The 22,640-nt window shown below is 35.9% G+C and carries 21 protein-coding genes; 7 read left to right on the plus strand and 14 right to left on the minus strand.

The window, feature by feature from the left end:
• Nucleotides 1-74: 74 nt before the first annotated feature.
• The 9 genes from JEP36_RS02935 to galE form a co-directional block, all read right to left on the minus strand.
• The gene (locus tag JEP36_RS02935) at nt 75-1,241 is read right to left on the minus strand and encodes an MFS transporter (RefSeq protein ID WP_109371020.1); all 1,167 of its coding nucleotides are present in this window, start codon (nt 1,239-1,241) and stop codon (nt 75-77) included.
• A gap of 398 nt (nt 1,242-1,639) precedes the next feature.
• Nucleotides 1,640-2,497 (minus strand): alpha/beta hydrolase, encoded by an 858-nt coding sequence (locus tag JEP36_RS02940; protein ID WP_232805400.1) that lies wholly within the window; start codon nt 2,495-2,497, stop codon nt 1,640-1,642.
• A gap of 113 nt (nt 2,498-2,610) precedes the next feature.
• Nucleotides 2,611-4,647, minus strand: coding sequence for an IreA family TonB-dependent siderophore receptor (locus JEP36_RS02945; protein WP_198620778.1), 2,037 nt, complete (start codon nt 4,645-4,647; stop codon nt 2,611-2,613).
• A 257-nt stretch (nt 4,648-4,904) separates the two neighbouring features.
• Nucleotides 4,905-6,539 (minus strand): sodium/sugar symporter, encoded by a 1,635-nt coding sequence (locus JEP36_RS02950; protein WP_198629858.1) that lies wholly within the window; start codon nt 6,537-6,539, stop codon nt 4,905-4,907.
• 322 nt (nt 6,540-6,861) lie between these two features.
• A complete protein-coding gene (locus JEP36_RS02955; RefSeq protein WP_198620780.1) occupies nt 6,862-7,872 on the minus strand; it encodes a substrate-binding domain-containing protein in 1,011 nt (336 codons plus the stop codon).
• A gap of 183 nt (nt 7,873-8,055) precedes the next feature.
• Nucleotides 8,056-9,126: a galactose-1-epimerase gene (gene galM / locus JEP36_RS02960; protein ID WP_198629859.1), complete on the minus strand. Its 1,071-nt coding sequence runs from the start codon at nt 9,124-9,126 to the stop codon at nt 8,056-8,058.
• On the minus strand, nt 9,126-10,286 hold the full coding sequence (galK, locus tag JEP36_RS02965) for a galactokinase (RefSeq protein ID WP_198620782.1): 1,161 nt from the start codon (nt 10,284-10,286) through the stop codon (nt 9,126-9,128). Before galK ends, galM begins: the two co-directional genes overlap by 1 nt.
• A gap of 258 nt (nt 10,287-10,544) precedes the next feature.
• Complete coding sequence (locus JEP36_RS02970; protein ID WP_198629860.1) at nt 10,545-11,600, minus strand: UDP-glucose--hexose-1-phosphate uridylyltransferase; 1,056 nt, start codon at nt 11,598-11,600, stop codon at nt 10,545-10,547.
• 45 nt (nt 11,601-11,645) lie between these two features.
• On the minus strand, nt 11,646-12,662 hold the full coding sequence (gene galE, locus JEP36_RS02975) for a UDP-glucose 4-epimerase GalE (RefSeq protein WP_198620784.1): 1,017 nt from the start codon (nt 12,660-12,662) through the stop codon (nt 11,646-11,648).
• A 605-nt stretch (nt 12,663-13,267) separates the two neighbouring features.
• On the opposite strand from galE, the gene ghrB reads away from it, so the two are divergent.
• On the plus strand, nt 13,268-14,227 hold the full coding sequence (gene ghrB / locus JEP36_RS02980) for a glyoxylate/hydroxypyruvate reductase GhrB (protein ID WP_198620785.1): 960 nt from the start codon (nt 13,268-13,270) through the stop codon (nt 14,225-14,227).
• A gap of 82 nt (nt 14,228-14,309) precedes the next feature.
• Here ghrB and JEP36_RS02985 read toward each other — a convergent pair whose 3' ends face one another.
• Nucleotides 14,310-15,224: a cation diffusion facilitator family transporter gene (locus JEP36_RS02985; RefSeq protein ID WP_109371479.1), complete on the minus strand. Its 915-nt coding sequence runs from the start codon at nt 15,222-15,224 to the stop codon at nt 14,310-14,312.
• A 534-nt stretch (nt 15,225-15,758) separates the two neighbouring features.
• Here JEP36_RS02985 and JEP36_RS02990 point away from each other — a divergent pair.
• Nucleotides 15,759-16,196: a universal stress protein gene (locus JEP36_RS02990; protein ID WP_151435692.1), complete on the plus strand. Its 438-nt coding sequence runs from the start codon at nt 15,759-15,761 to the stop codon at nt 16,194-16,196.
• 88 nt (nt 16,197-16,284) lie between these two features.
• Here the strand turns inward: JEP36_RS02990 and eco are convergent, their stop codons facing one another.
• Nucleotides 16,285-16,776: a serine protease inhibitor ecotin gene (gene eco, locus JEP36_RS02995; RefSeq protein ID WP_255311068.1), complete on the minus strand. Its 492-nt coding sequence runs from the start codon at nt 16,774-16,776 to the stop codon at nt 16,285-16,287.
• 252 nt (nt 16,777-17,028) lie between these two features.
• Between eco and JEP36_RS03000 the strand changes: the two genes are divergently transcribed.
• Both JEP36_RS03000 and JEP36_RS03005 read left to right on the plus strand, forming a co-directional pair.
• Nucleotides 17,029-17,244: a DUF465 domain-containing protein gene (locus JEP36_RS03000; protein WP_023581560.1), complete on the plus strand. Its 216-nt coding sequence runs from the start codon at nt 17,029-17,031 to the stop codon at nt 17,242-17,244.
• 110 nt (nt 17,245-17,354) lie between these two features.
• Nucleotides 17,355-17,594, plus strand: a complete 240-nt coding sequence (locus JEP36_RS03005; RefSeq protein WP_023581559.1) for a YecH family metal-binding protein — start codon at nt 17,355-17,357, stop codon at nt 17,592-17,594.
• Between the two features lie 121 nt (nt 17,595-17,715).
• On the opposite strand, the gene JEP36_RS03010 is transcribed toward JEP36_RS03005, so the two are convergent.
• The gene (locus JEP36_RS03010) at nt 17,716-17,961 is read right to left on the minus strand and encodes a DinI-like family protein (RefSeq protein ID WP_036934877.1); all 246 of its coding nucleotides are present in this window, start codon (nt 17,959-17,961) and stop codon (nt 17,716-17,718) included.
• Between the two features lie 178 nt (nt 17,962-18,139).
• On the opposite strand from JEP36_RS03010, the gene JEP36_RS03015 reads away from it, so the two are divergent.
• Nucleotides 18,140-18,490 (plus strand): nitrous oxide-stimulated promoter family protein, encoded by a 351-nt coding sequence (locus tag JEP36_RS03015; protein WP_098942243.1) that lies wholly within the window; start codon nt 18,140-18,142, stop codon nt 18,488-18,490.
• Here the strand turns inward: JEP36_RS03015 and JEP36_RS03020 are convergent.
• Both JEP36_RS03020 and JEP36_RS03025 read right to left on the minus strand, forming a co-directional pair.
• Nucleotides 18,468-19,025, minus strand: a complete 558-nt coding sequence (locus JEP36_RS03020; protein ID WP_109371044.1) for a GNAT family N-acetyltransferase — start codon at nt 19,023-19,025, stop codon at nt 18,468-18,470. The genes JEP36_RS03015 and JEP36_RS03020 overlap by 23 nt on opposite strands.
• 81 nt (nt 19,026-19,106) lie before the next feature.
• Nucleotides 19,107-19,622 carry a bactofilin family protein gene (locus JEP36_RS03025; RefSeq protein ID WP_232805401.1) on the minus strand — a complete coding sequence of 172 codons (516 nt, stop codon included), beginning with the start codon at nt 19,620-19,622 and terminating at the stop codon, nt 19,107-19,109.
• Nucleotides 19,623-20,787: 1,165 nt separating this feature from the next.
• Here JEP36_RS03025 and JEP36_RS03030 point away from each other — a divergent pair.
• Both JEP36_RS03030 and JEP36_RS03035 read left to right on the plus strand, forming a co-directional pair.
• Nucleotides 20,788-21,624 (plus strand): helix-turn-helix transcriptional regulator, encoded by an 837-nt coding sequence (locus JEP36_RS03030; protein ID WP_198620787.1) that lies wholly within the window; start codon nt 20,788-20,790, stop codon nt 21,622-21,624.
• 84 nt (nt 21,625-21,708) lie between these two features.
• On the plus strand, nt 21,709-22,584 hold the full coding sequence (locus JEP36_RS03035; RefSeq protein WP_311747757.1) for a T3SS regulon anti-activator ExsD domain-containing protein: 876 nt from the start codon (nt 21,709-21,711) through the stop codon (nt 22,582-22,584).
• The last annotated feature ends 56 nt before the right edge of the window (nt 22,585-22,640 follow it).

Below are 22,640 nucleotides of genomic sequence, written 5' to 3' on the forward strand. Positions count from 1 at the left end.
AGCCACCTTTAGGGTAAGCTCGGCTGATAAATAAGGGAAAAAAATAAGAAAGAGAAAAAGTAAGAGAATACAGTTTAGTTCAACACAATATGACTTTTACGGCGTAAACTTGCAAACAGCATGTAAACTGCCGTCACTAATAACACCACAAAGAAGAAATTCATAATGCCGTTATTGGCTTGCGCCATAAACATTCCCGCCCCTAAAGGCCCAATAGCGGAGCCAATGCTATAACTTAATAGCATCACTTGTGTAATAGCGACAATGTAACTCGCGTTCACATGATCACATGCCAATGTAATAGCGATAGGATAAAGTGCAAAAGAAGACATTCCCAATAGCGCTAGTGCAATAATAAGCACCATATAATCGCTAGAAAGATAAGTCAGTCCCATGGCAAAAACGCCCACTAAACACATCATCGCTAATAACAGTGTCTTGCTGATCATCACAGACAATTTGCTAATAATAGGCTGGATCACCATTCCGCCTAAAATAATTGCTGCCATCAACACACCTATTTGGTCTGTTGTAAATTGCCCTTGATTTAAAGCCAATGGCATCATGCCATAAATACTACCCATCACAACGCCAGATACCATACAGCCCACTAAAGCGGCTTTATTTAATCGGCTCATCTGCTTGAGTGATAAACTTTTATGAGAGTGCCCTTGTGGTTGCCCTTGTTTAAAAAGTAGAGGCGGTAATACGGCAATGAGTAATAAAACTAATATCGCCATAAACGGGATAGCGCCTTGCGTACCAATTGCACCAATCGCCAATTGTCCTAATGTTGTGCCGCCATAAAGCGAGGTCATATAAAAACCTAAGCGTTTAGCTCGCTCTTTAGGATTATCGCCAATTAATAACCATGACTCGACAACAACAAATATACCTGCAACCGCCATACCACCAATAAAACGGAAAACCATCCATGCTGATAAATAAGGCATTAAAGGCAACACACCGACCGTCACTGCCAACAATAATAAAAATACAACGAAAGAAAGACTGTGCCCTATTCTTGCAATAATAGGTTCTATCATGACTGAACCTATTAACAATCCAATAAAATAAATACTTGCTAACCAACTGGCATAGAGCGTATCCATTCCAAAACTGCTCATAGACAGTGGAATTAAACTCATTAAATAGCCTGACGCGATAGCAAATACCGTTAACCCAGCCACAGGTACTAATGTACTGTCGCCTTTGCGTACCAAAGTAGTGTTCTGTTTCACTACCCTCGTCTCCACAGTCAAAACGGTTGATGATGCGCTGTTTTCTCGATGCCTGATAGAGGCGGTTCTTTTATCTAGGAAAGATAAAAGAAACAAAGGTGAAAACAGTGGATGGCGTTCCTAAATTCAGGAGACGCGAATATAGCGTTTAAATGATGATAAATAAAATTATAAAATCTAATGTCAGAAAACAATTTTATTTATATCAATCATGATTATCGTCTTTTTCCACCAAAAAGAAATAGCGCTAATCTAATATTTATTTTTATTAAATGATAAGTATTTTTTATTAAGAAGACTATGAGTAAATACGTGCTAAATAAAATAAAAATAATAAACATTCATTACTATCCTATCGTTACTCGATAGGATAGCTAAAAATGAAGAGATACTTTTGTTTATTCCACACTTTTCTCTAAAGCAATTTTAATGGCATCAGGAATTGAACCACCGTGACCTTTGCCCTCAAACAGATAAAACTCACACTGTTTTCCCGCTTCCGATAAATATTGACATAACTGATGTTGCGTTAACCAGCTACTACGCTTTTGATAATTTTTCTGTTGTTCTTCACTTAATTGGCTTAAATCTGGTTTTTCTTCTTTTTCCCCCAAGGTTATTGCAATAGAAATATCATTAGGAATAGCTTGCCATTGCTCTTGTTTCACCCATTCGCCTTTTCCCCACCATAATGATGGGCTTGCTGCGATATAACGTTGAAATGTTTCTGGATGATTGAATAAAACATAGAGGGTAAACACGCCACCAAAGGAGTGACCAAACAAAGATTGCTGAGTGATCGAAACGTGTTCTTTAGCGAGTTGCTCTAACGCATAAGGCCTTACTTGCGTTAAGAAGAACTGATAAAAATTTTCTGCATTTCCACCTCGGCTAAATGCTTCTCCTTTTACACTCGGCGTGTAGTCATGCGTTCTCTCTGTAATAAAATAAGCTTTATCCCCCACATACCCCACACTGATAATCGCAGGCAACGGTTTGTTTTTCTGCTTTATGGCTTCGTTTATCATCAACGGAAACTGGGCATTTCCATCAACACTATAAATTAGCGTTGTCTTAGTGGCGTTTTTAGGAATAGCAAGAAAGAGGCGATATTGTTTTCCTTCATATGCCACTTCTTTATTTGTAATTTGATAATAAGAGTGAGCCTGAGACTCAATTTCAGGAACTTCTTGGTTAGGTCTAGCTTGAGCCACCGCAGATAACATAATCATTCCACATAACATTAGTATTCGCATAAATCAGATACTCTGTCGGTAATTTAAAAAGTGAGCCATTAAGATGAAAATAATAGAGAGGCATAAAAAAATAAACCCCATACTTAACGGGGTTTATTTAAATTTAGGCTCGATTAGAAGCTATATTTAATATTTGCCCAATAACGACGACCTTCATCGACAACCCAGTTGCCGCCTTTATCATTTACAGCAGGACCTGTTTCATCTGTAATATTTAATACTGCAAAATTAAACATCGTGTTTTTATTAAAGTTGTAGGTCATTCCTAAATCAAAGGTTGTGTACCCACTACGATAACGTGCCCCAGTGTAACCATTACGTTGTGCCGCCCAAACTTGCTTACCAGTATAAGCGGTATTGGCATAAAAACTGGTTGCTTCGTCAAACTGCCAATCAACTCGTGCATTGGCGCTGTGTTTTGGTGTTAAATCTAATGGATAGCCTTTTAAGGATTCACCTGATGCTAATTTTTCATCATCACTTTTACGTTCTGAATCGATATAAGTGTAGTTTGCATTGACATGCCAACTTTCTGTAATTGGGAAACCAACCGCGGTTTCAATCCCTTTAATATTCGCTTTACCGACATTATCGTATTGATACAGTTTTAAACCCGTAATTGGGTCTATTTCGCCTGTATCGTAGTTAGTTAGCTTATCTTTAAAATCAGTATTAAAGAACGTCACACTTGCAGTAACACCATCTCCATTATCATAGCCAATACCAATTTCTTGGCTAACAGACGTTTCAGGTTTTAAATCACGATTACCGTACATAATCGCGCGACCTTTCTCTGTTGAAGTGCCATATTCTGGGCTAATTTCACGTAAGCTTGGTGCTTTAAAGGCTTTAGCTACACCACCTTTTAAGGTGAATTCATCCGTTAAATGATAAACGGCGTACGCTCTTGGGCTCCAGTGATTACCGTAATATTCGTGATCATCAAGACGCACACCGCCAGTTAATGCGAGGTTGTCTGTTACGCTATATTCATCTTCAAGGAATAACGCTTTTTGATCTGCGGTAATGGTGGATTGTTTAATACCAGAGCCAGTGGATGATTCATCTTTTAAACGTGAATATTGATATTGACCACCAAAAGTCATCACGTTATCAGGCAAGAATGCAGTAAATTTCGCATCAAAAACAGTATTGGTAATTTCAGGGCGGCGATCTTCATAATACTTCTCGCGCTCTTTTGTCACCTTATCAATCATTTCTGTTTTGGTGATGCGTTTAGTCTGTTCTTGATAAACACTTAATTCTGAATGCAGAATATCAAACTGATTTTTATAGGTTAATGCCCAGTGATTACGGTCATTATTGGTTTCCAGCATTTTATTTTCATCCGCTTTTCCACCACGGATAGTAAATTCACTCATGGATTTACCTGGTGTCGTTGTACGTTGTAACGTATTGCGACCCGCTTCTAATAAAATGGTTTGATTATCAGTCGGTGTGAAAGCCAATTTTGCCGTAATATTTTTATTGTCATTACGACCTTGGCCATAAGTGATTTTATCTTCAGCACGTAAATAGCTACTGCCATAAAGCTGTAAGCCTAATTTATCTTCAATTAAAGGTCCTGAAAGATAAAAATCACCATTAATGGAATCGCCTGCATCACGGTTATGTTGCAATGTACCGCCAAGTGCAACAGAGCCATGCCACTCTTTTGTTACTGGTTTCGTGATGATATTGATAACACCACCCATTGCATCTGAACCATACAGAGATGACATTGGTCCACGAATAACTTCTATACGTTCAATCGCCTCTGCTGGTGGAATAAAACCACCTTCATAACCACCACTCCCATTAGGACGTGACTCACGGCTATTTTGGCGACGACCATCAACAAGAATAAGGGTGTAGTCACCCGGTAAACCACGCATGGTGATTTCTTGTTTATTAGCATTACCATTAATGCTAACACCTTCAACACCTTTTACGGCGTCGGCTAAATCATGAACGGGTTTTTTAGCGAGTTGTTCTTTGCTGATCACGGTGATACTTGCTGGTGCATCTGTAATTTGTTGAGCAAACCCTGATGCTGATACTACAAGTTTTTCTTCTTTGTTTTCTTGTGCATACAGCGGATAAGAGGCAGATAAAATACAGGCTGTTAAAACACCCATTTTAAAGTTCATAGCAGTTCCCTGAATTAATAACGGTTATGGTAATGAGAATGATTAATATTATCTTAATCAAATATTCATGAGAATGATTTTCTTTTCATATTTAGTGTTTTTTTTTAATCTGCATCAAAGCAAATTAGTGCTATTCCGATTAAGTACAGAAATAGCGGATCTTGAGCACAAAAAAAGCAGATGGCATAACCATCTGCTTTGTATCGTTTTGTAGGGTATTTTTAGATTTAGAAAATTAACAAATTACACTCTTGCTATTACCAGAATACGGCGTAAAGCACACACAAAATGACCATAATGGCGTAAGAAGCAATATTGAATCCGCTTTGTGTTTTAAAGGTTTTATCTGTTAATGCAATCGCCCCTACACTGTCATCAGTTTTAGTCGAGGTTAAACTCACTAAAGCAATCACAACAGTAGTAAACATAAAGGTGTACATCATTTGATCAAGGAATGGCATACCTAATGGCATTAATTTTAGAAATAATGCAAACGGTATAGATAAAACCACACCAATGATTGCGCCTTTTGCATTCGTTTTTTTCCAGAACAAACCTAACAGGAATACCGCTAAAATTCCTGGGCTGACTAAGCCTGTATATTCTTGAATATATTGGAATGCCTGATCGATACCACCTAATAATGGTGCAATAAAGCAAGCAATAATTAAAGCAACAACTGCACTAATACGACCCACGTTCACTAAACGGGTTTCAGAAGCTTTTGGCCCAATATACTCTTTATAGATATCCATCGTGAAAATAGTCGCGATAGAGTTAAGCATAGATGCCAAAGATGAAACTATTGCAGCGGCAAGTGCAGCAAAAACAACACCTTTTGCACCTACTGGTAAGAACTGAGTTAACCAAGGATAAGCTTTATCTGCTTGTGATAACGTTGGAATATGCTGTTGTGCCATTGTACCTAAACCTGCCATTAATTCAGGGTTAGTCGTAATAACAAATGCAGCAATACCCGGCACAACCACAAGAACAGGCACTATCAGTTTTAAGAATGCAGCAAACACTAACCCTTTTTGTGCTTCATTAATGGATTTAGCTGCTAAAGCACGCTGAATAATGTATTGGTTAAAGCCCCAATAATAAAGGTTAGCCACCCATAAGCCACCAATCAGCACCGCGATACCCGGCAAGTTCATAAACTGCGGATTATCTTTTTCTAAGATCATTTTAAAGTGATCAGGTGCGGCTTGTGTCATTTTGCTCAAACCTTCCATAATCCCGCCATCTCCACCGATATAGCTGACTGCTAATACAGTGGTAAATAAGCCACCAAGGATAAGGAAAAATACTTGTACCACGTCTGTCCACGCAACAGCAGAGAGTCCGCCATAGAGTGAATAGACAACAGCAAATAATGCTAAACCAATAATGGCATACATCATTGGTACACCAAGGATGGTTTCTAATGCCAATGAACCTAAATATAGTACCGATGTTAAGTTAACAAAGATAAATAATGCCAGCCAGAATACGGCAAGAATGGTTTTTAAGTTACGGCTTTTAAAACGATTCTCGACAAATTCTGGAATGGTATAAATACCTTTTTCGATAAAAACAGGTAAAAAGTATTTAGCAACAATAATTAATGTCAGTGCAGCCATCCATTCATAAGAAGCGATAGCAAGACCAATGGAAAAACCAGAACCAGACATACCAATGAATTGTTCTGCTGAAATATTAGCAGCAATAAGCGAAGAACCAATAGCCCACCAAGGAAGGGTTTTACCTGCTAAGAAATAGTCCTTTGTTCCTTTTTTCTCACCATCCTTTGAACGAGAAACCCATAATCCTAGACTAATAATGATGACGACATAGAGGGCAAAAATTGCATAGTCTATTGTGCTTAACCCAACACCTTCTGTATGCATAATATTTTCCTTTCAGACCCATAGAGAGAATAGGATTTTAATGTAAACGTTTTCACAATCTTTTTCCGTTACTCTGTTCACAAATTTATCGCTTATGTTACGTAAATGGATCATAAAACAGGAAAACGAACAATTAGCATAACGAGCAAAGCAAAATTTAAGCTTAAAATACGATGATAGTTTTATTTTATAAATTTCAGATATTAAAATAATCGTTGAAAAAACCCTACAAATGATAACGATTACACAAATTAATTAAGTATGACCTCTTAATGTAAAAACCATTAAGAGGATCGATTAAATTAAAAAGCAAATGAGGTAATTAAGAGAGGTGACTAAGATTAAAAACGGAATTACGTTGAACTAATGTTGGCGAAAAAATACGTTGTTTTTGTTCAAGCACTTCACCTTTAGAAAGCCTGATAGCGAGTGTTGCGGCTTGTTCTGCCATCATTTGTACGGGATAACGCACCGTGGTTAAACGAGGGTGAATATAGCGTGCAATTAATACGTCATCAAAGCCAATAACTGAGATTTTTTCAGGCACAGGGATTTCATTTTCATCAAGAACAGATAAAGCCCCAGCGGCCATAAAATCGTTGTAAGTCACTACGGCTGTAAAATCGATAGATTTCGTTAGTAGATGCATCATTGCTTTTTCACCGCCTTCACCTTCAGGCTCACCATACTCAATATAGCTTTCTGGCAATGAGATATTATTAGCATCTAAAGCAGCTTTATAACCAGCAAGACGCTGAGTTGTATCTTCAATATGATGAGTAGATGAAATATATGCGATTTTAGTATGACCTTGGCGAATAAGATGCTCTGTTGCCATCCATGCCCCTTTATAATTATCTAAAGCGACACAACGTTCGGCAATTTCAGGAATAAAACGGTTAATCAATACCATGCTTTTAACTTCTTGAGCATAAGCCAGCAACTCTTCATCAGAGAGTGCTTTTGAATGGATCACCAGACCATCACAGCGACTATTAATCAATAACTCGATAGATTGTCGCTCATCTTGAGCATCATGATAACCATTACAGACCAAGATGTGTTTCCCTGATTGTCTTGCAACGTTATCAACCGCTTTAACGAGTGTACCAAAAAAGGGATCAGAAACGTCATGCACTAAAACACCCAAAGTTTGCGTACTTTGGCTAACCAAAGCCCTTGCTGCTGCATTAGGTCGATAGCCTAGCTTTTGCATCGCAGCATTAACGGTTTCAATAGATGTCTGACTTGCTTTCGGCGAGTTATTAATGACTCTAGATACAGTCGCGACAGAAACACCCGCTTCTTTCGCTACATCTTTGATAGTCGCCATATCCACCCCTTATGGATCACCTTTATTCATGGTTAAGAAATAACGAACCGTTAATCTACAAACAAAGAAAAAAGAGAGTAATAGAATTTAAGTGGCTTGATTATCAGCGAAGAAGGGAAATTTAAAAAGTAAAAAGATCAAATAAATAGTGAAAAGGAAAGCGTTTACACTTTCCTTTTGTTGTTACGAATAAAACTTATAGATTGTTTGGCTATTCCACGAAGTATTTGCAGGTAAAATACCTTGGTTTTCATGCCATTCTGGATGATTAGGACCATCTGGGAAATATTGTGTTTCTAATGCCAACCCTGAGTAATTGCCGTAATGACGACTCTTTCCTCTTGTTCCTACCAGAAAGTTACCTGTATAGAACTGCACAGAAGGCATGGTTGTAAAAACATCCATTTTAAGTTCGCCTTCAGGAGCAATCACCGTCGCAACAGGGGTTTTATCATCAATCGCTTTCTTATCTAAAATAAACGCATGATCGTAACCATTTGCGGCTTTTTGGCACTCACCTGCCATAAAATCAAGGCCAACACGCTTTAATTTACGAAAATCAAACCCTGTCCCTATGACGCTTGCAAACTCACCTGTAGGAATATTGCCTTTACCATTTTTTAAATAATGAGTCGCACAGATTTTTAAATCATGCTCAAGTGCAGTGCGCGCAGTATGTTCACCCGCAAGATTGAAATAAGCATGATTAGTTAAACTTAATGGTGTCGTTTTATCACTCATCGCCTGATAATCAATACACACTTCATTATTATCTGTCAGTGTATAGGTCACGCTTACTTTTACAGTGCCGGGAAAACCTTGGTCACCATCATTTGAAATTAGTGAAAAAGTGACAGATTGAGAAGATTGCGCGGTGATCCCCCAGCGAAGATGGCTAAAGTTTTGCTTACCACCATGTAAGGTATTTTTACCTTCATTCGCACTAATTTTATATTCTTGCCCCTCTAATACAAACTTTGCCCCTGCAATGCGATTAGCAAAACGCCCAACCGTTGCACCTAAATACGCGGTTTGTTGTTTATGGGCATTCATATCCGCCGAGCCTAATAACACATCTCGACGATATCCATTAACTGGTACAATACAGGTTAACCAAGTCGCACCAATATCCATTAAAGAGATAGACATACCAAAACGATTTTTAAGCACTACTATTTGCGCAGGTTTTCCATCTGATGCGGGTTGTGCTGTCATTTGTTCAGGTTCAAGAAAACGAAGCTCATTAGTCGCCATTATTTTGCCTCCGAATAGCCCGCTCCTTGGCTTGCAGAGCAGACATAGATAGTTTCTTTTAATCCCGTTTTAGCTTCGTATTGCGCCTTAACAGAGTCAATGACTTTATCAACTAAATCTGGTGTCACTAATGCTACGACACAACCGCCAAATCCACCACCAGTCATTCTTACACCACCACGATCACCAATCACCGATTTCACAATTTCAACCAATGAATCAACCTCTTTGACTGTAATTTCAAAATCATCACGCATTGAGTGATGTGATTGCATCATCAGTTGACTCAATGTTGTTAAATCACCTTCACGCAAGGCGTCAGCCGCTTCTAATGTACGGCTATTTTCAGTAATAACATGGCGTGCCCGACGATAAACCACGTCGCTCATTAATGCTTTTTTTGCAAGTAGATCCTCTAATGTGGCATCTCTTAATGCAGTCACATTTAAAATCTGAGCGGCTTCTTCACACTGTTGGCGACGAGTATTGTACTCACTATCAACTAACCCACGCTTTTTATTAGTATTGATAATCATCACAACCATATTTTCGGGCATTGTCACTGCCGACGTTTCTAATGAACGACAATCAATTAATAGTGCATGATTCTCTTCACCACAAGCCGAAATAAGCTGATCCATAATGCCGCAGTTACAACCAACAAATTGGTTTTCTGCTTTTTGACCATTTAATGCAATCTCTTTTTGGCTAATAGGTAATTGATAAAGTGTTTTAAGCGTTTGACCAATGGCGACTTCTAACGCAGCAGAAGAACTTAACCCTGCGCCTTGAGGGACATTTCCGGATATCGCAATATCCATACCATGAAAAGAATAGTTATCTTGTTGTAGAAAATGAATAACACCCCGAACGTAGTTAGCCCACATTTTATTAGGTAAAAACTCAATGGTATTATCGAGGCTAAATTCATCAACTTCATTTTGGTAATCAACAGCAATGACACGAATAATATTATCTTCTCGTTTTGCTGCGGCAACGACCATTTGATAGTTAATTGCACAAGGTAAAACAAACCCATCATTATAATCAGTGTGTTCGCCAATAAGATTTACCCTACCAGGCGCTTGAATAAAATGTGTAGGTGCGTAACCAAAAATAGATGAAAATGAACGAGTCACATTATTAATAAGTGCCTGCATAATAAATCCTTAGCTTAAAATTAAGTAATATATTCTAAATCATTTGAGTTGCAGGTAGGCGGCAAGCAAAGATATCCCGATGAGAATGCTCATGTATGTGATTCGGGTAGCTGAGCGTAGCCAATACCTCTGCAACTTGAAGGATGAGGAGTATAAAAAACCCACCACATCATTATGTAAATAATAAGATGCTTGATTTAATTTATTTCGTGCGCAAAAAGCAGATTAATTAAAATACCTTGCTATATTGCATGGCCATTAACGTTGCTCTTTATAATGAATGTCACTTACTTGACGTAAATTATTCGCGGCTTGTTCTGGCGTTAGATCTCTTTGCGATTCTGCCAGCATTTCATATCCCACCATAAATTTACGCACAGTGGCTGAACGTAATAATGGCGGATAATAAAGCGCATGTAATTGCCAATGATCGATATTTCTATCATCTTCAAAAGAAGGCGCAAAATGCCATCCCATTGAATAAGGGAAAGAACAGTGGAATAAATTATCATAACGACTTGTTAATTTTTTCATTGCAATAGCAAGATCATCTCGCTGAGCACTATTTAATTCACTCATTCTTCGAATATGCGCTTTAGGTAATAACATCGTTTCATAAGGCCAAGAAGCCCAATAAGGTACTACCGCCAGCCAATGCTCAGTTTCAACTACGGTACGACTTGCATCTTTACATTCAGCATCGACATAATCGATTAATAGATTGCGCCCGTATTTTTCAAAATAAGCTTTTAATTGCGCATCTTTTCGCGCTAATTCATTAGGTAAAAAATCACTCGCCCAAATTTGCCCATGAGGATGAGGTTGAGAACATCCCATCGTTTCGCCTTTATTCTCAAATACTTGAACCCAAAGATATTCTTTGCTGAGTTCTTCTATTTGATTATCCCAAGTATCAACGATTTTACGTAAGCTACTGACGGATAATTCAGGAATAGTTTTTCCATGATCAGGTGAGAAACAGACAACTCGACTAATTCCTCTTACTGCTTGAGTTTGAAATAAAGGATTTGATGAAGGCTCAATATGATATTCGTCTTGCAACAACGCAGAATGGTCATTATTAAAGACATACGTTCCTGTGTAATCTGGATTTTTATCGCCAGAGACACGGGTGTTATTTGGACACAAATAACAGTGAGGATCATAAGAGGGAAGTGTCGCAATCTGAGGCTTTTCATCTTTGCCATTCCAAGGTCGTTTCGCTCTATGTGGTGAAACTAAAATCCACTGGCCAGTTAGCGGATTATAACGACGATGAGGATGTTCAACAGGATCAAAAATCAGTTTCGACATAGCCTTCTCTCTTATTTATTCAAGATTATCTGAATACTTTACGTCTTATTTCAGATAACCATTTGGGTTTTGTAACTGCCAACGCCAAGCATCCGCAGCCATATCATCAATTGAACGAATGGCTTTCCAGTGTAAATCTTTCTCTGCTTTTGCAGGGCTTGACCAACATTCTGCAATATCACCAGGACGACGAGCTTGTAATTGATAAGGAATAGGTTTACCGCTAGCTTTACGAAATGCTTCAATCATTTCAATCACGCTAGTACCGTTACCTGTTCCCAAATTATAAATATGTAAGCCCGCTTTTTTACCTAATGCATTTAATGCTGCGATATGACCATCTGCCAGATCCATAACATGGATATAATCACGAACACCGGTACCGTCTTTTGTTGGGTAATCATCGCCAAAAACAGCCACTTGTTCACGACGACCAATTGCCACTTGAGCAATATAAGGGGTTAAGTTATTTGGAATACCTTTAGGATCTTCCCCCATCGTACCTGATGGATGCGCCCCTACTGGGTTAAAATAACGCAACAAACTAATAGACCAACTTTCATCAGCAATAAATAAGTCAGATAAAATGCGCTCAACCATATATTTACTGGTGCCATAAGGGTTAGTCGTGCCCCCTACTGGCGAATCTTCAGTGATAGGAACCGCTTGCGGATCACCATAAACAGTTGCAGATGAGCTAAAAATAATGCTTTTTACGCCCGCATCACGCATACAACGTACGAGCACCAATGTGCCATTAACATTGTTGTCATAATATTCAATTGGCTTCTGGACGGATTCACCAACCGCTTTTAATCCCGCGAAATGAATAACAGACTGAATAGAATGCTTAGCAAAAATTGATGCTAATAGCTGCTCATCACGAATATCACCGTTATAAAACAGAGGGCGTTTACCTGTTAGGGCTTCAACACGATTAAGTACTTCTTCATTCGCATTGCTAAGATTATCGTAAATAATCGGTGTCATGCCTGCTTCAATCATTTGTACGCAAGTATGACTACCGATATATCCCATACCACCTGTCACTAATATTTCCACATTCACCTCTTTTGATTCAAAGGAAAAGCGCAAGACGGTTTCTGTTCACTGACACAGAGTTTAGCAAGATCAACAAAATCATTTCGTGATCAAACCGACATTTAGTGTAAACGTTTACACTCTTTTTGTGCGCTTTAAATTTTTATACAACATCCTAATTTAGAATTGTATTACAGTAATTCAATAGAATAAGTAACACTATATCTCGCCTTAACACTAAAAATAACACACATTAAAAGTAAACGATTACATCTCATTTAATGCGCTAATTATATGATAAAACTGACATTCAATGGGTTTTATCATACCTTATTAACTTCCTCGCTAATATGTTTAAGCGTAGTAAGAACACTCTCAATAATTCTACGAAAAATGAGCCTACACTACATCTACTTGAGTAAATGCTATAAACATCTTATTAAATAGATATTCTAATGATTAAATAGATATTCTAATGATTAAATAGATACTCTAAATAATTCAAGGCACAGCTAGGCGACAAGTAAATGAGTCGCTAGGAGCATACATTAGTATGTGACTAATGCGAGTGAACCAAGTCAACAACGCTGTGGTTTGAAGTATGACGAGTATATAAGGAAAATATAATGAAACCGATTGTCGTGCTATATCAAGATCTTCCTGAAAAACTGTACAAAAAATTAGCTGATTTTGCTGATATCAAACAATTTAAAACGCTCTCTTTAGACTCTAATGATTTTCGTTCAGCACTTGCCAATGCCTCTGGATTACTAGGTGCTGGTGGCAACATCGATGAAAATTTTATTAACCAAGCACCTCATTTAAAAGCCGTTTCAACGGTTTCTGTTGGCTATGACAATGTTGACGTTAATGCACTCACTAAACGTAATATTAAACTAATGCATACTCCAACCGTATTAACAGACACCGTCGCAGATACCATGATGGGATTAGTACTTGCCGTAGCAAGACGCATTCCTGAACTTGCTGATAATATTAAACAAGGCTTATGGATTAAAGGTATCACACCTGATTGGTATGGTACTGATGTTCATCATAAAACCATGGGTATTATTGGAATGGGGCGAATAGGAAAAGCTTTAGCACAGCGCGCACACTTTGGTTTTAATATGAATATTCTTTATCACTCACGTACAGAATATACAGAAGTAAATGATAAATTTACTGCAAAGCATTGCACTTTAGAGACCTTATTACAGCAATCTGATTTCGTCTGTATCACGTTACCATTAACACCAGAAACGCATCATTTAATGGGACAGAAACAATTTTCGATGATGAAACCTGACGCTTATTTAATTAATGCAGGGCGCGGAGCTGTGGTGGACGAATTGGCACTAATCCATGCATTAGAACAAAAAGAGATCGCAGGTGCTGGACTTGATGTTTTTGAAAAAGAACCTCTATCTTCATCTTCACCTTTATTAACGATGAAGAATGTCGTTGCTGTTCCACATATAGGCTCTGCAACAAAAGAGACTCGCTATGCGATGGCTGAATGTGCAGTAGATAATCTGATTGCGGCGCTAAGTGATCACGTAAAAGAAAACTGCGTCAATTTCTAAAATAGTAAATAGCGTTTTTTTAGATACAAAAAAAGGTAATGAAAATCTATCATTACCTTTTTTATTAGATGTGCAAATCAGTTTAAGCAGGATCAACGTGAGCCATCACACTCAAGATCTGTTTATTTTGCAAAACCTTATTACGTGCATTAACAACAATCTCGTGACTTTCATTAACGGTGAGATCACCTTTAATTTCAAGATGTACATCTACGAGTAAATAATCACCTGAACGACGCGTCTTTAAATCATGAACGCCTTGCACGCCTGGTGTTGAAACCAGCATCTGTTTAATCTCTTCCAGCGTCTCTTTATCAGCCCCTCTGTCCATTAAATCCTGTAGAGCTTGATAAGTAAAACGCCATCCCATACGACCGACAAATAATCCGACAATTAATGCTGCTAATGGGTCAAAAAATTTAAATCCAGCCAAACTTCCGATAATACCAATTGCAACAACTAATGAAGAAGCTGCATCAGAACGCGCATGCCAAGCATTTGCGACTAACATATTTGAGTCCACTTTTTTTGCAACAGCAAGCATATAGCGAAATAATCCTTCTTTAGCAGCTAATGCAAGTAAAGCCACATATAAAGCAACACTATGAACTTCAGGAATAGTAGAGGGATCTAAAATTTTATGAATGGCAGAAAACACCATTCCTAAACCAACAATTAATAAAATCGTCCCAAGAATAAGTGATGCCGCATTTTCATAACGAAAATGCCCATAAGGATGATCAGCATCAGGTTGTTTCTGACTACCTTTATTGGCAATTAAAACAACAAAGTCAGCAATAAGATCAGAGAGTGAGTGAATGCCATCGGCAATTAAACCTTGAGAGTGTGAAAAAAAGCCCACTGTAATTTGCCAAATGGATAAAATGATATTGACAAAAACACTCACTAACGTGCTTTTCTTAGCTGCCTTAAATTTTTCAGACTGCTTATTATCAGCCCGATCCAACTCAATATCATCAATGTGATTATGTGTCATAATAATAATCTTATTTGGTTTTAAATAGCCTACTCTATTGCCATAAATAAATAGAGTTCCATAGGTTATTTCAGGTTCCATAACTCATTGGTGAGGATAAAGGACGACTCTGAATAACAATCCAGTTTAGGGACTAAGATTGCTGTCCAGACATCATATTGAGATGTCATTGTCTATTAATATGCCATATTTAAATCTTTCTGTCTCTTATTTTTATCAATAAAATCTTATAGATACAGAACAATAATATAATTGATAATCATTCTTTTATGCATTTTCTATTTTTAATGAGAAAAAGAGAAATTTATTTTTAACATGACATTATTAATTGCTTCCCTGTCAACGAGTTAAGGTATATAACTTATTTTCATTATATTGTTAATATTATTTCAGCCTGTTTTTAATTTTTAATGCTTAATAATGTAAAGTAGTAAATAATCATTCTCACTCTTATTTAAAACACAGATCACAGCTATTTTTTACTATTAGGCGATAATGGTAAATATTTTAAACTAACGCTAAGTGAGGTTTGTAATGTATAAGAAAATCCTAGTTCCCATTGATATTTTAGAAGATGAACTTTCTCAGGAACTAATCGCTCACATTGAACAAATAGCAAAGGTGGGTAAACCTGAGATCCACTTCCTCACCGTTATTCCTAATGCTGAACTTTTCTTTGGTATCGAGTTTGCTGCTATTCCTGAAAAATTCAAAGACTCGTCAGAACGTACTCGTCTTGCTTTTGTTGCACTACAAGACATGATTAAAGATGCAAAAATTCCTGATGAGCAAATTATATGTAATGTTGGTGTTGGTAACGCAAAAGATGAAATTTTAGAATATGCCCGCCACATTGATGCTGATTTAATTGCGATTGCGTCACATAGACCTAATGTTTCCTCTTATTTATTAGGCTCAACAGCATCATCAATTGTACGCCATGCCAAAATGTCAGTTTTAGTTATACGCTAATATTTAGCTTAAATAACAACAAAGCCCTTTATCTCAACAACAAAGGGCTTTTTAGCAAATGATGGTTTATTTAAAATCAGGTTGACTGTTATTTTTTAACTGAATCTTGAGTAGTCTCAGCCGCTGACCAAATACGATATTTCACATCAACATCTTTTGGTGCATAAACAACGATAGGTAATTTGCTGTTATAGCGGATAAAGGCATCTGATCCTATATTTGCCTGTACAAAGGCATCTTTTTTCGTATTGTCAGCACATCCCATCATTGTTGACATTGGACCATTTAAATCGCCAACAACATAATAGCTATAACCCCAACCTTCTAAATTCTTTTCATCTAAATCCGCACCAAACCACTGATGGTTGCAATCTACTTTAAGTTCTTTACCAATAATTAATTCAACTTGGTAATTGCTTTCATTATCTTTTTTCTCTAATTCGATAACATGACGAACTTGATTTTCTTGAGCCTTAGGATAAGGTGCAACTTTATCTAAACTGTCAGTAGCTTGTGCACACGCAGATAAAGACATTGCTGCTACTAAAGATAATATTACTTTGTTCATCACTCTCTCCATTTTTACAGCGAACACTTCGCCGTTAACAAAATTAGTCAGATGTTTTTATTGCTCATTATCTGAATACTAATATTTTTAGTGATTGAATGCTAACATCTTAGTAAATAGTACTATGAGTGGATAATTCTGAATGTTTTAAAAAGAAAAATCACGTTTTTTCATGAAATGTAAATTTGTGATACATCACCGTGCAGATAAGCTATCTATGATTATACTGAAATAGAGACCCAATTTCTTTTCATAGGAGGTTATATGTTCTCAGATCAACAAGCCCTTGTTTCTCAATTAAGAAATAGTGATCCCCGCTTTGAAGCTCTCTACGATAAACATCATCGACTCGATCAAGAAATTGCTAAATTAGAAGGCCCTAACGGAGCTGGCTATAACGATGAAGTTGCCAAACTAAAAAAAGAAAAGCTTCATCTTAAAGATGAAATGCAAAAAATACTTCAACGAAGTGAAAAATAAGGCTCTTTTTAAGCGATGATAATCTGTCATCGCTTTTTATGATTAAAAACAAAGATACTACCCCATAAAGATGCATAATTAATGTATCTTTTATTTTTTAGGGGCTCAATATGTCATCAATACATGGTCATGAAGTTTTGCAAATGATCCTTTCTTCAGAGACTGCATTTACTAAAACATCGCTAATTGATGCTATCCATAAACAATTCGGCAATGACTCACGTTTTCATACTTGTTCAGCTGAAAATATGACAGCGACTGAATTAGTTGATTTCTTAGAAAGGAAAGGTAAATTTATTCCAGCAGAAGGTGGATTTACAACGAGTGAAAATAAGATTTGTCATCATTGATAGATATACAGTTTTAAAGCTCGATTGCCAGTGATTTCCTTTTCTATGTCATTGGCTTTTTATATAAACAAATAAAAAGCCAATTCGTTCTGACAATCGTAATTACTTTATTTACTACATTTTATTCATCGTCTGTTTGCAACCAGCCATCATCTTCCCAAACACTTTGAATAAGTTCCATTATGTGTTCATGCTTAGTTTCATCTTTTATGCCTGTAACTTGAATCGAATTCATGCTACTAAAGGCGATACGAAACTGCATATCTGGATATTCTGGAATGATCTTTTTTCTCAGTTCGTGTTCTAAGAGCGGAAATAATGAGTCGGTTATCTTAGATTGTTTATTAAATAAAATTTCCACACGCATTGGTTTCACCATTTAAAGGCAAATAAACTGTATATAAATACAGTAGTATATTCTAAGAAAAAAGAAAAGTCTTTTTAGTAAAATTTTTATTATTACGCATTAAATAATATTTTAGCGTCTCTATCTGCTTAATGATAAGATGCATAATAAATGCAACATACAGCTAAGAGAGAAAGGTATGTCAGGAAAAAGAATAAATCGTGAAAAAAAAACCATTCAAAAAATGGTTCACCTTTATGCTCATTCACATCCTGAAGCTGACTCAGATTATTATCAACAATTAATCAATTATTCCTATAACCGATTAGATAAATGTCGTTATGGTGAAGATAAACCCGCTTGTAAACAATGCCCTATCCATTGTTACCAACCAGCAAAACGAGAAACGATGAAACAAATCATGCGTTGGGCTGGTCCACGAATGTTAATTTATCATCCAATCTTAGCAATACGCCATCTTATTGACGATAAAAAACCTGTTCCTCCACTTCCTGAAAAAAAACGCACTATTCGTTCGACTGAAAAGTAAAGTCGGATTTCTTCAAGCGATATAAAACATGCTCAGCGAGAGGATGGGTTTTATCTAATGCTGGATGAAAGAAATTATCAGACTGATGCATACCTAGTTTTTGCATTACACCTTGAGATGGAAGGTTTGAAACTGCGGTAAAAGCAACAACTTCCTCTAACTCCAAAGTCTCAAAAGCAAATTTAAATACAGCTAAAGCCGCTTCATAAGTATAACCTTTTCGCCAAAACTTTTTCGCAATACGCCAACCAATCTCTATGCAGGGATTAAATGGCAAAGGCGCGGCTGGAATATTTAATCCAACAAAACCAATAAACTCTTGAGTCTCTTTTAATTCAACTGCCCACATTCCCCATCCATTTTGTTGAACAAATTTTTCACGGATAACCTCAACCATATTATCACTTTCTAATTGAGATAAAGTGCAAGGAAAATAGCGCATCACTTCAGGTGAAGAGTTGATTTCAGAAAAAAATGGCGCTTTATCACTCTCACGCCATTCTCTTAGGTGTAGTCTGGGAGTATCTAAATTCATCGTTATTCTCTGTTTATATAAAATTAAGACAATAGCGATAAAATAGGATAAACAACGAACAATGAAAAGAAAAATGGTACTTTATTTTTTGTTTTCTTTTAGTTGGTTTTCTACTGGAGCAGCAACTTTATCTTTATTTGCATTAGCGCTTTCTTTTATTGAAACAACGCGTTGTTGAGCAACTGATTTTGCTTGATGTTCAACTTGCTCTGATTGCCCAGTAAATATACCGCCACGCTTAATAGACATACTGCCACAACGGCTCGTACCACGTAATTCACCATGCTCTAAGATATCTAGGTTATTAGCAGCACAAATTCCTTTTACAAAACCGTCAATAATAATATCTGGTGCTGTTAATTCGCCTTCAACTTGCCCCGCATGCATAACACGAATAACGCCATCTTTGACATTAATATTACCAGCTACTTTCCCCCAAATTTGGATATCGCCTTCAACATTAATATCGCCTTGGAATACCGTTCCTTTTGCAATAATCGTGTATAGTTTTTGCTCTGGCATCGGTTTTTTCTCTTCTGTTATTACTGGTGCAACAGGCTCTGCTGCTTTTGGTGTTTCAGTTTTACGACTAAACATAGCGGCTTTTTTTAACCTCAACGTCATATAATAAATAATAATGCTAAAAATTAGGATTAGAATAATCAAAAATTCGCCTGCCATCTGATAACGCCAAAAAGCAATTAAGGCAAGAGTCCAAATTATCCATATCCCGCTGAATATAATATTTCGCAGTGTTCGCTTATTCTCCATAATTAGCTATATCCTTACCTCCCTGACAATAAATACACTTATGCATTCACCATTCTAATAAACAGATGGCAAGCATAATGCCAGCAATAAGCCTATTATTACCTTTTAGTTTTTTGATTTGTTCCTTAGGCTAAAAAATATTTAATTAAACACAAAGATTATCTATTTTAATCACCAAACTTTAATGTAAATAAATTATGAGTAGCAAACACTTATCTAGACAAATATTTCGCATTAAAAATTAACATTTTATACTTATATTCTTTTTTATAAAAATATTGTTCAAAAATATTTATTTTAAAACCGCAGAACAATCTAATTTTTCAAAAATAAAAATATGAGACATCAGTCACAGTAAAAATGAAAATGAAAAATCACCAAGAAAAAATTAGATTTAAATGTGAGATTTGTGTTTATTTTTTGTTAAAATCAATCTTTATTTATCTATTTTTATAACTTATGTTAATATAACAGGGAAAACTAGTTTTCTTTTTTAGTTTTAACTTTCATTTTATGAACTTTATCTTTTCAAATAAAACACAACAATAAAACAACAAAACAACCACAATAAAAAAACAATGATTATACCTATCTTTTAAATGCATCTATTATTTATTTACACTGTAAAGAAAACTAAGTAAGAATAACTCCATGTTATATATAAACTTTAACACTTGAAAAAATAAGTGTAAATTATTGATTACACAAATGCACTTACCATTCTTTATGGTCTCAAATAAAAATTTTTTCTTATTTAATTTTCTTTTGCAATTTATACCAAACCCCATTAAATTAACAAAATGACTTATCTTAAATTAGCAAAACAAAATGCAGTGTCTAATATCTAAAAAAAAACATCATCAAATTAAAGAAAATAGTCTCCTTTTTATTTTTAATAGCACTCAATAATAAAGAAGTGTTTTTATAAATGTACTTATATTTATCATTATAAAAATACAGTGATACTCATATAATAATTTTTGGGCGAATTATGAATACAATGCAATGTGACAAAAATAATCAAAACAATTGTGCGATTCAAAAAAAATCTTTTTTCTATCCACAATATCAAATACTAGAAAATGAACAAAAAGCTCTCTTCCTTATTCGGAAAAATGCACTTATTTTGCAAAACTGTACGGATACAATCACAGCAAACCAAGATCAAGTTCTTTTTTTACAACAGGGCAATTACACATTAAAAACACAAGGCGCCGATCCTGTAGAGATTATTGCGATACCCCTTTCAGATGATTTCTTAAGAGATTTCATGTCAAAATACAACGATATTTTGTGTAATATAGAAAGGGATGAAGAATTTTCTAGTGCCTTTATTTGTTTTCAAAACTCTCCTCTTATTCACTTTTGTAGCAATGGTTTTGAATATCTCACCGCCCAATCCTGCCCTGAAGCGTTCACACGGTTACGAATTGAAGAGCTTTTAATTCTGTTACTGTCAACGGAACAAGGTTCAGATTTAATGGCATTATTGCGTCAACTCAGTCATCGCCAAGTTGATCGCTTGAAAATATTTATGGAAAAAAACCATTTAAAAAGTTGGAAGCTAAAACAATTTGCCCGTGAATTTGGTATGGGGTTAACAACATTTAAAGAACTTTTTAACCACGTCTATGGCACATCACCAAGAACATGGATCTGCGAAAGAAGAATTATTTACGCACATCAACTATTGCTGACTACTGAAATGAGTATTGTTGATATTTCAATGGAGTCAGGCTTTTCAAGCCAATCTTACTTTACACAAAGTTACCATCGTCGTTTTAATATGACACCAAGTAAAGCGAGAAACATCAGATTAAAATTATAAAAAATCCGACCGAATATCATAATATCTAAAAGTCATTCATAGTTAGAATACTTGAAATTTATTCTTATGAGTGAGTTCTATATCGTGATCAAAGAAAATAAACATACCCCACAAGCCCATTATTATGACTATTTAGCTTTACTAAAAAAAATGATGGCAACCAGTGATAAAAAAACTGTAGATGATTTGTTTGATCTACAGTTTTCTTTGCAGTCTAATAAAAACGGCGACACTGAATGTGATGTTAATGCACATCAGATAAAAATATTATCTCGAGTATTATGTCGTGAAAGCTTAGACAATTTATTGCAATCCACTTGGTTTTTACGAAAAAAATACTGTTTTGTTGATATCACTAAAGAAGAAATTCGTGATGTTGTTGGCTTAGCAAGTTCATTTCATACGCAACAAGCAAATTCTACGTTAACCCCAATGGATTGGGATAAATCATTGAGAGCTACTGTCAATATCAATGAACATATGCGCTTAATTCAAGCTGTTATAAAGCCTCTATTTATTTGGTGGGTTCAGCATCTTGCCCCTCAACTATTCACACTTTATAAAACTAAAAGAGAGCTAGAGTCTCAAATTAAGCAGTGTGAAAATATTAAGTCATTCGAAAGAAAACAGCTATCAAATACAAGTGATTCTTTTTTATCTTTAGATGACATTAATATCAAACTAAATTCAGATAAAGTCCGACTCATTGTGATTAATGATCTACTACAAAAAGATATTAAGTTACTTTTAGAGAATTGGAAAAATGAACCAGTATTTAATTTTGAAATAAATAACACACTAGATTACATCCAAGGTGTAACACCACGTTCAGAATTGATAAAACCGCTATGGAAGATTTTAAACAGTATTCCAAAAAATCCTGAAAATTGTCAAAATTTAAAAATTTGGTTATTAGAAAGAGATCTTTGCTTAAAGAACGATGAATTTTTATGGCGATAATAAAATTTCAGCTCTTCTCTAAATAAAAAGAGAAGAGCTGATGTTAACTTTTAATT

Source organism: Proteus sp. PR00208 (assembly GCF_016238545.1).
Lineage (GTDB): Bacteria > Pseudomonadota > Gammaproteobacteria > Enterobacterales > Enterobacteriaceae > Proteus.

What these genes read in the sequence shown, in the direction of transcription:
- JEP36_RS02940 (WP_232805400.1), bottom strand. Translation starts at nt 2,497, where the DNA reads ATGCGAATACTAATGTTATGTGGAATGATTATGTTATCTGCGGTGGCT.
- JEP36_RS02945 (WP_198620778.1), bottom strand. Translation starts at nt 4,647, where the DNA reads ATGAACTTTAAAATGGGTGTTTTAACAGCCTGTATTTTATCTGCCTCT.
- JEP36_RS02950 (WP_198629858.1), bottom strand. Translation starts at nt 6,539, where the DNA reads ATGCATACAGAAGGTGTTGGGTTAAGCACAATAGACTATGCAATTTTT.
- JEP36_RS02955 (WP_198620780.1), bottom strand. Translation starts at nt 7,872, where the DNA reads ATGGCGACTATCAAAGATGTAGCGAAAGAAGCGGGTGTTTCTGTCGCG.
- galM (WP_198629859.1), bottom strand. Translation starts at nt 9,126, where the DNA reads ATGGCGACTAATGAGCTTCGTTTTCTTGAACCTGAACAAATGACAGCA.
- galK (WP_198620782.1), bottom strand. Translation starts at nt 10,286, where the DNA reads ATGCAGGCACTTATTAATAATGTGACTCGTTCATTTTCATCTATTTTT.
- JEP36_RS02970 (WP_198629860.1), bottom strand. Translation starts at nt 11,600, where the DNA reads ATGTCGAAACTGATTTTTGATCCTGTTGAACATCCTCATCGTCGTTAT.
- ghrB (WP_198620785.1), top strand. Translation starts at nt 13,268, where the DNA reads ATGAAACCGATTGTCGTGCTATATCAAGATCTTCCTGAAAAACTGTAC.
- JEP36_RS02985 (WP_109371479.1), bottom strand. Translation starts at nt 15,224, where the DNA reads ATGACACATAATCACATTGATGATATTGAGTTGGATCGGGCTGATAAT.
- JEP36_RS02990 (WP_151435692.1), top strand. Translation starts at nt 15,759, where the DNA reads ATGTATAAGAAAATCCTAGTTCCCATTGATATTTTAGAAGATGAACTT.
- eco (WP_255311068.1), bottom strand. Translation starts at nt 16,776, where the DNA reads ATGGAGAGAGTGATGAACAAAGTAATATTATCTTTAGTAGCAGCAATG.
- JEP36_RS03000 (WP_023581560.1), top strand. Translation starts at nt 17,029, where the DNA reads ATGTTCTCAGATCAACAAGCCCTTGTTTCTCAATTAAGAAATAGTGAT.
- JEP36_RS03005 (WP_023581559.1), top strand. Translation starts at nt 17,355, where the DNA reads ATGTCATCAATACATGGTCATGAAGTTTTGCAAATGATCCTTTCTTCA.
- JEP36_RS03010 (WP_036934877.1), bottom strand. Translation starts at nt 17,961, where the DNA reads ATGCGTGTGGAAATTTTATTTAATAAACAATCTAAGATAACCGACTCA.
- JEP36_RS03015 (WP_098942243.1), top strand. Translation starts at nt 18,140, where the DNA reads ATGTCAGGAAAAAGAATAAATCGTGAAAAAAAAACCATTCAAAAAATG.
- JEP36_RS03020 (WP_109371044.1), bottom strand. Translation starts at nt 19,025, where the DNA reads ATGAATTTAGATACTCCCAGACTACACCTAAGAGAATGGCGTGAGAGT.
- JEP36_RS03025 (WP_232805401.1), bottom strand. Translation starts at nt 19,622, where the DNA reads ATGTTTAGTCGTAAAACTGAAACACCAAAAGCAGCAGAGCCTGTTGCA.
- JEP36_RS03030 (WP_198620787.1), top strand. Translation starts at nt 20,788, where the DNA reads ATGAATACAATGCAATGTGACAAAAATAATCAAAACAATTGTGCGATT.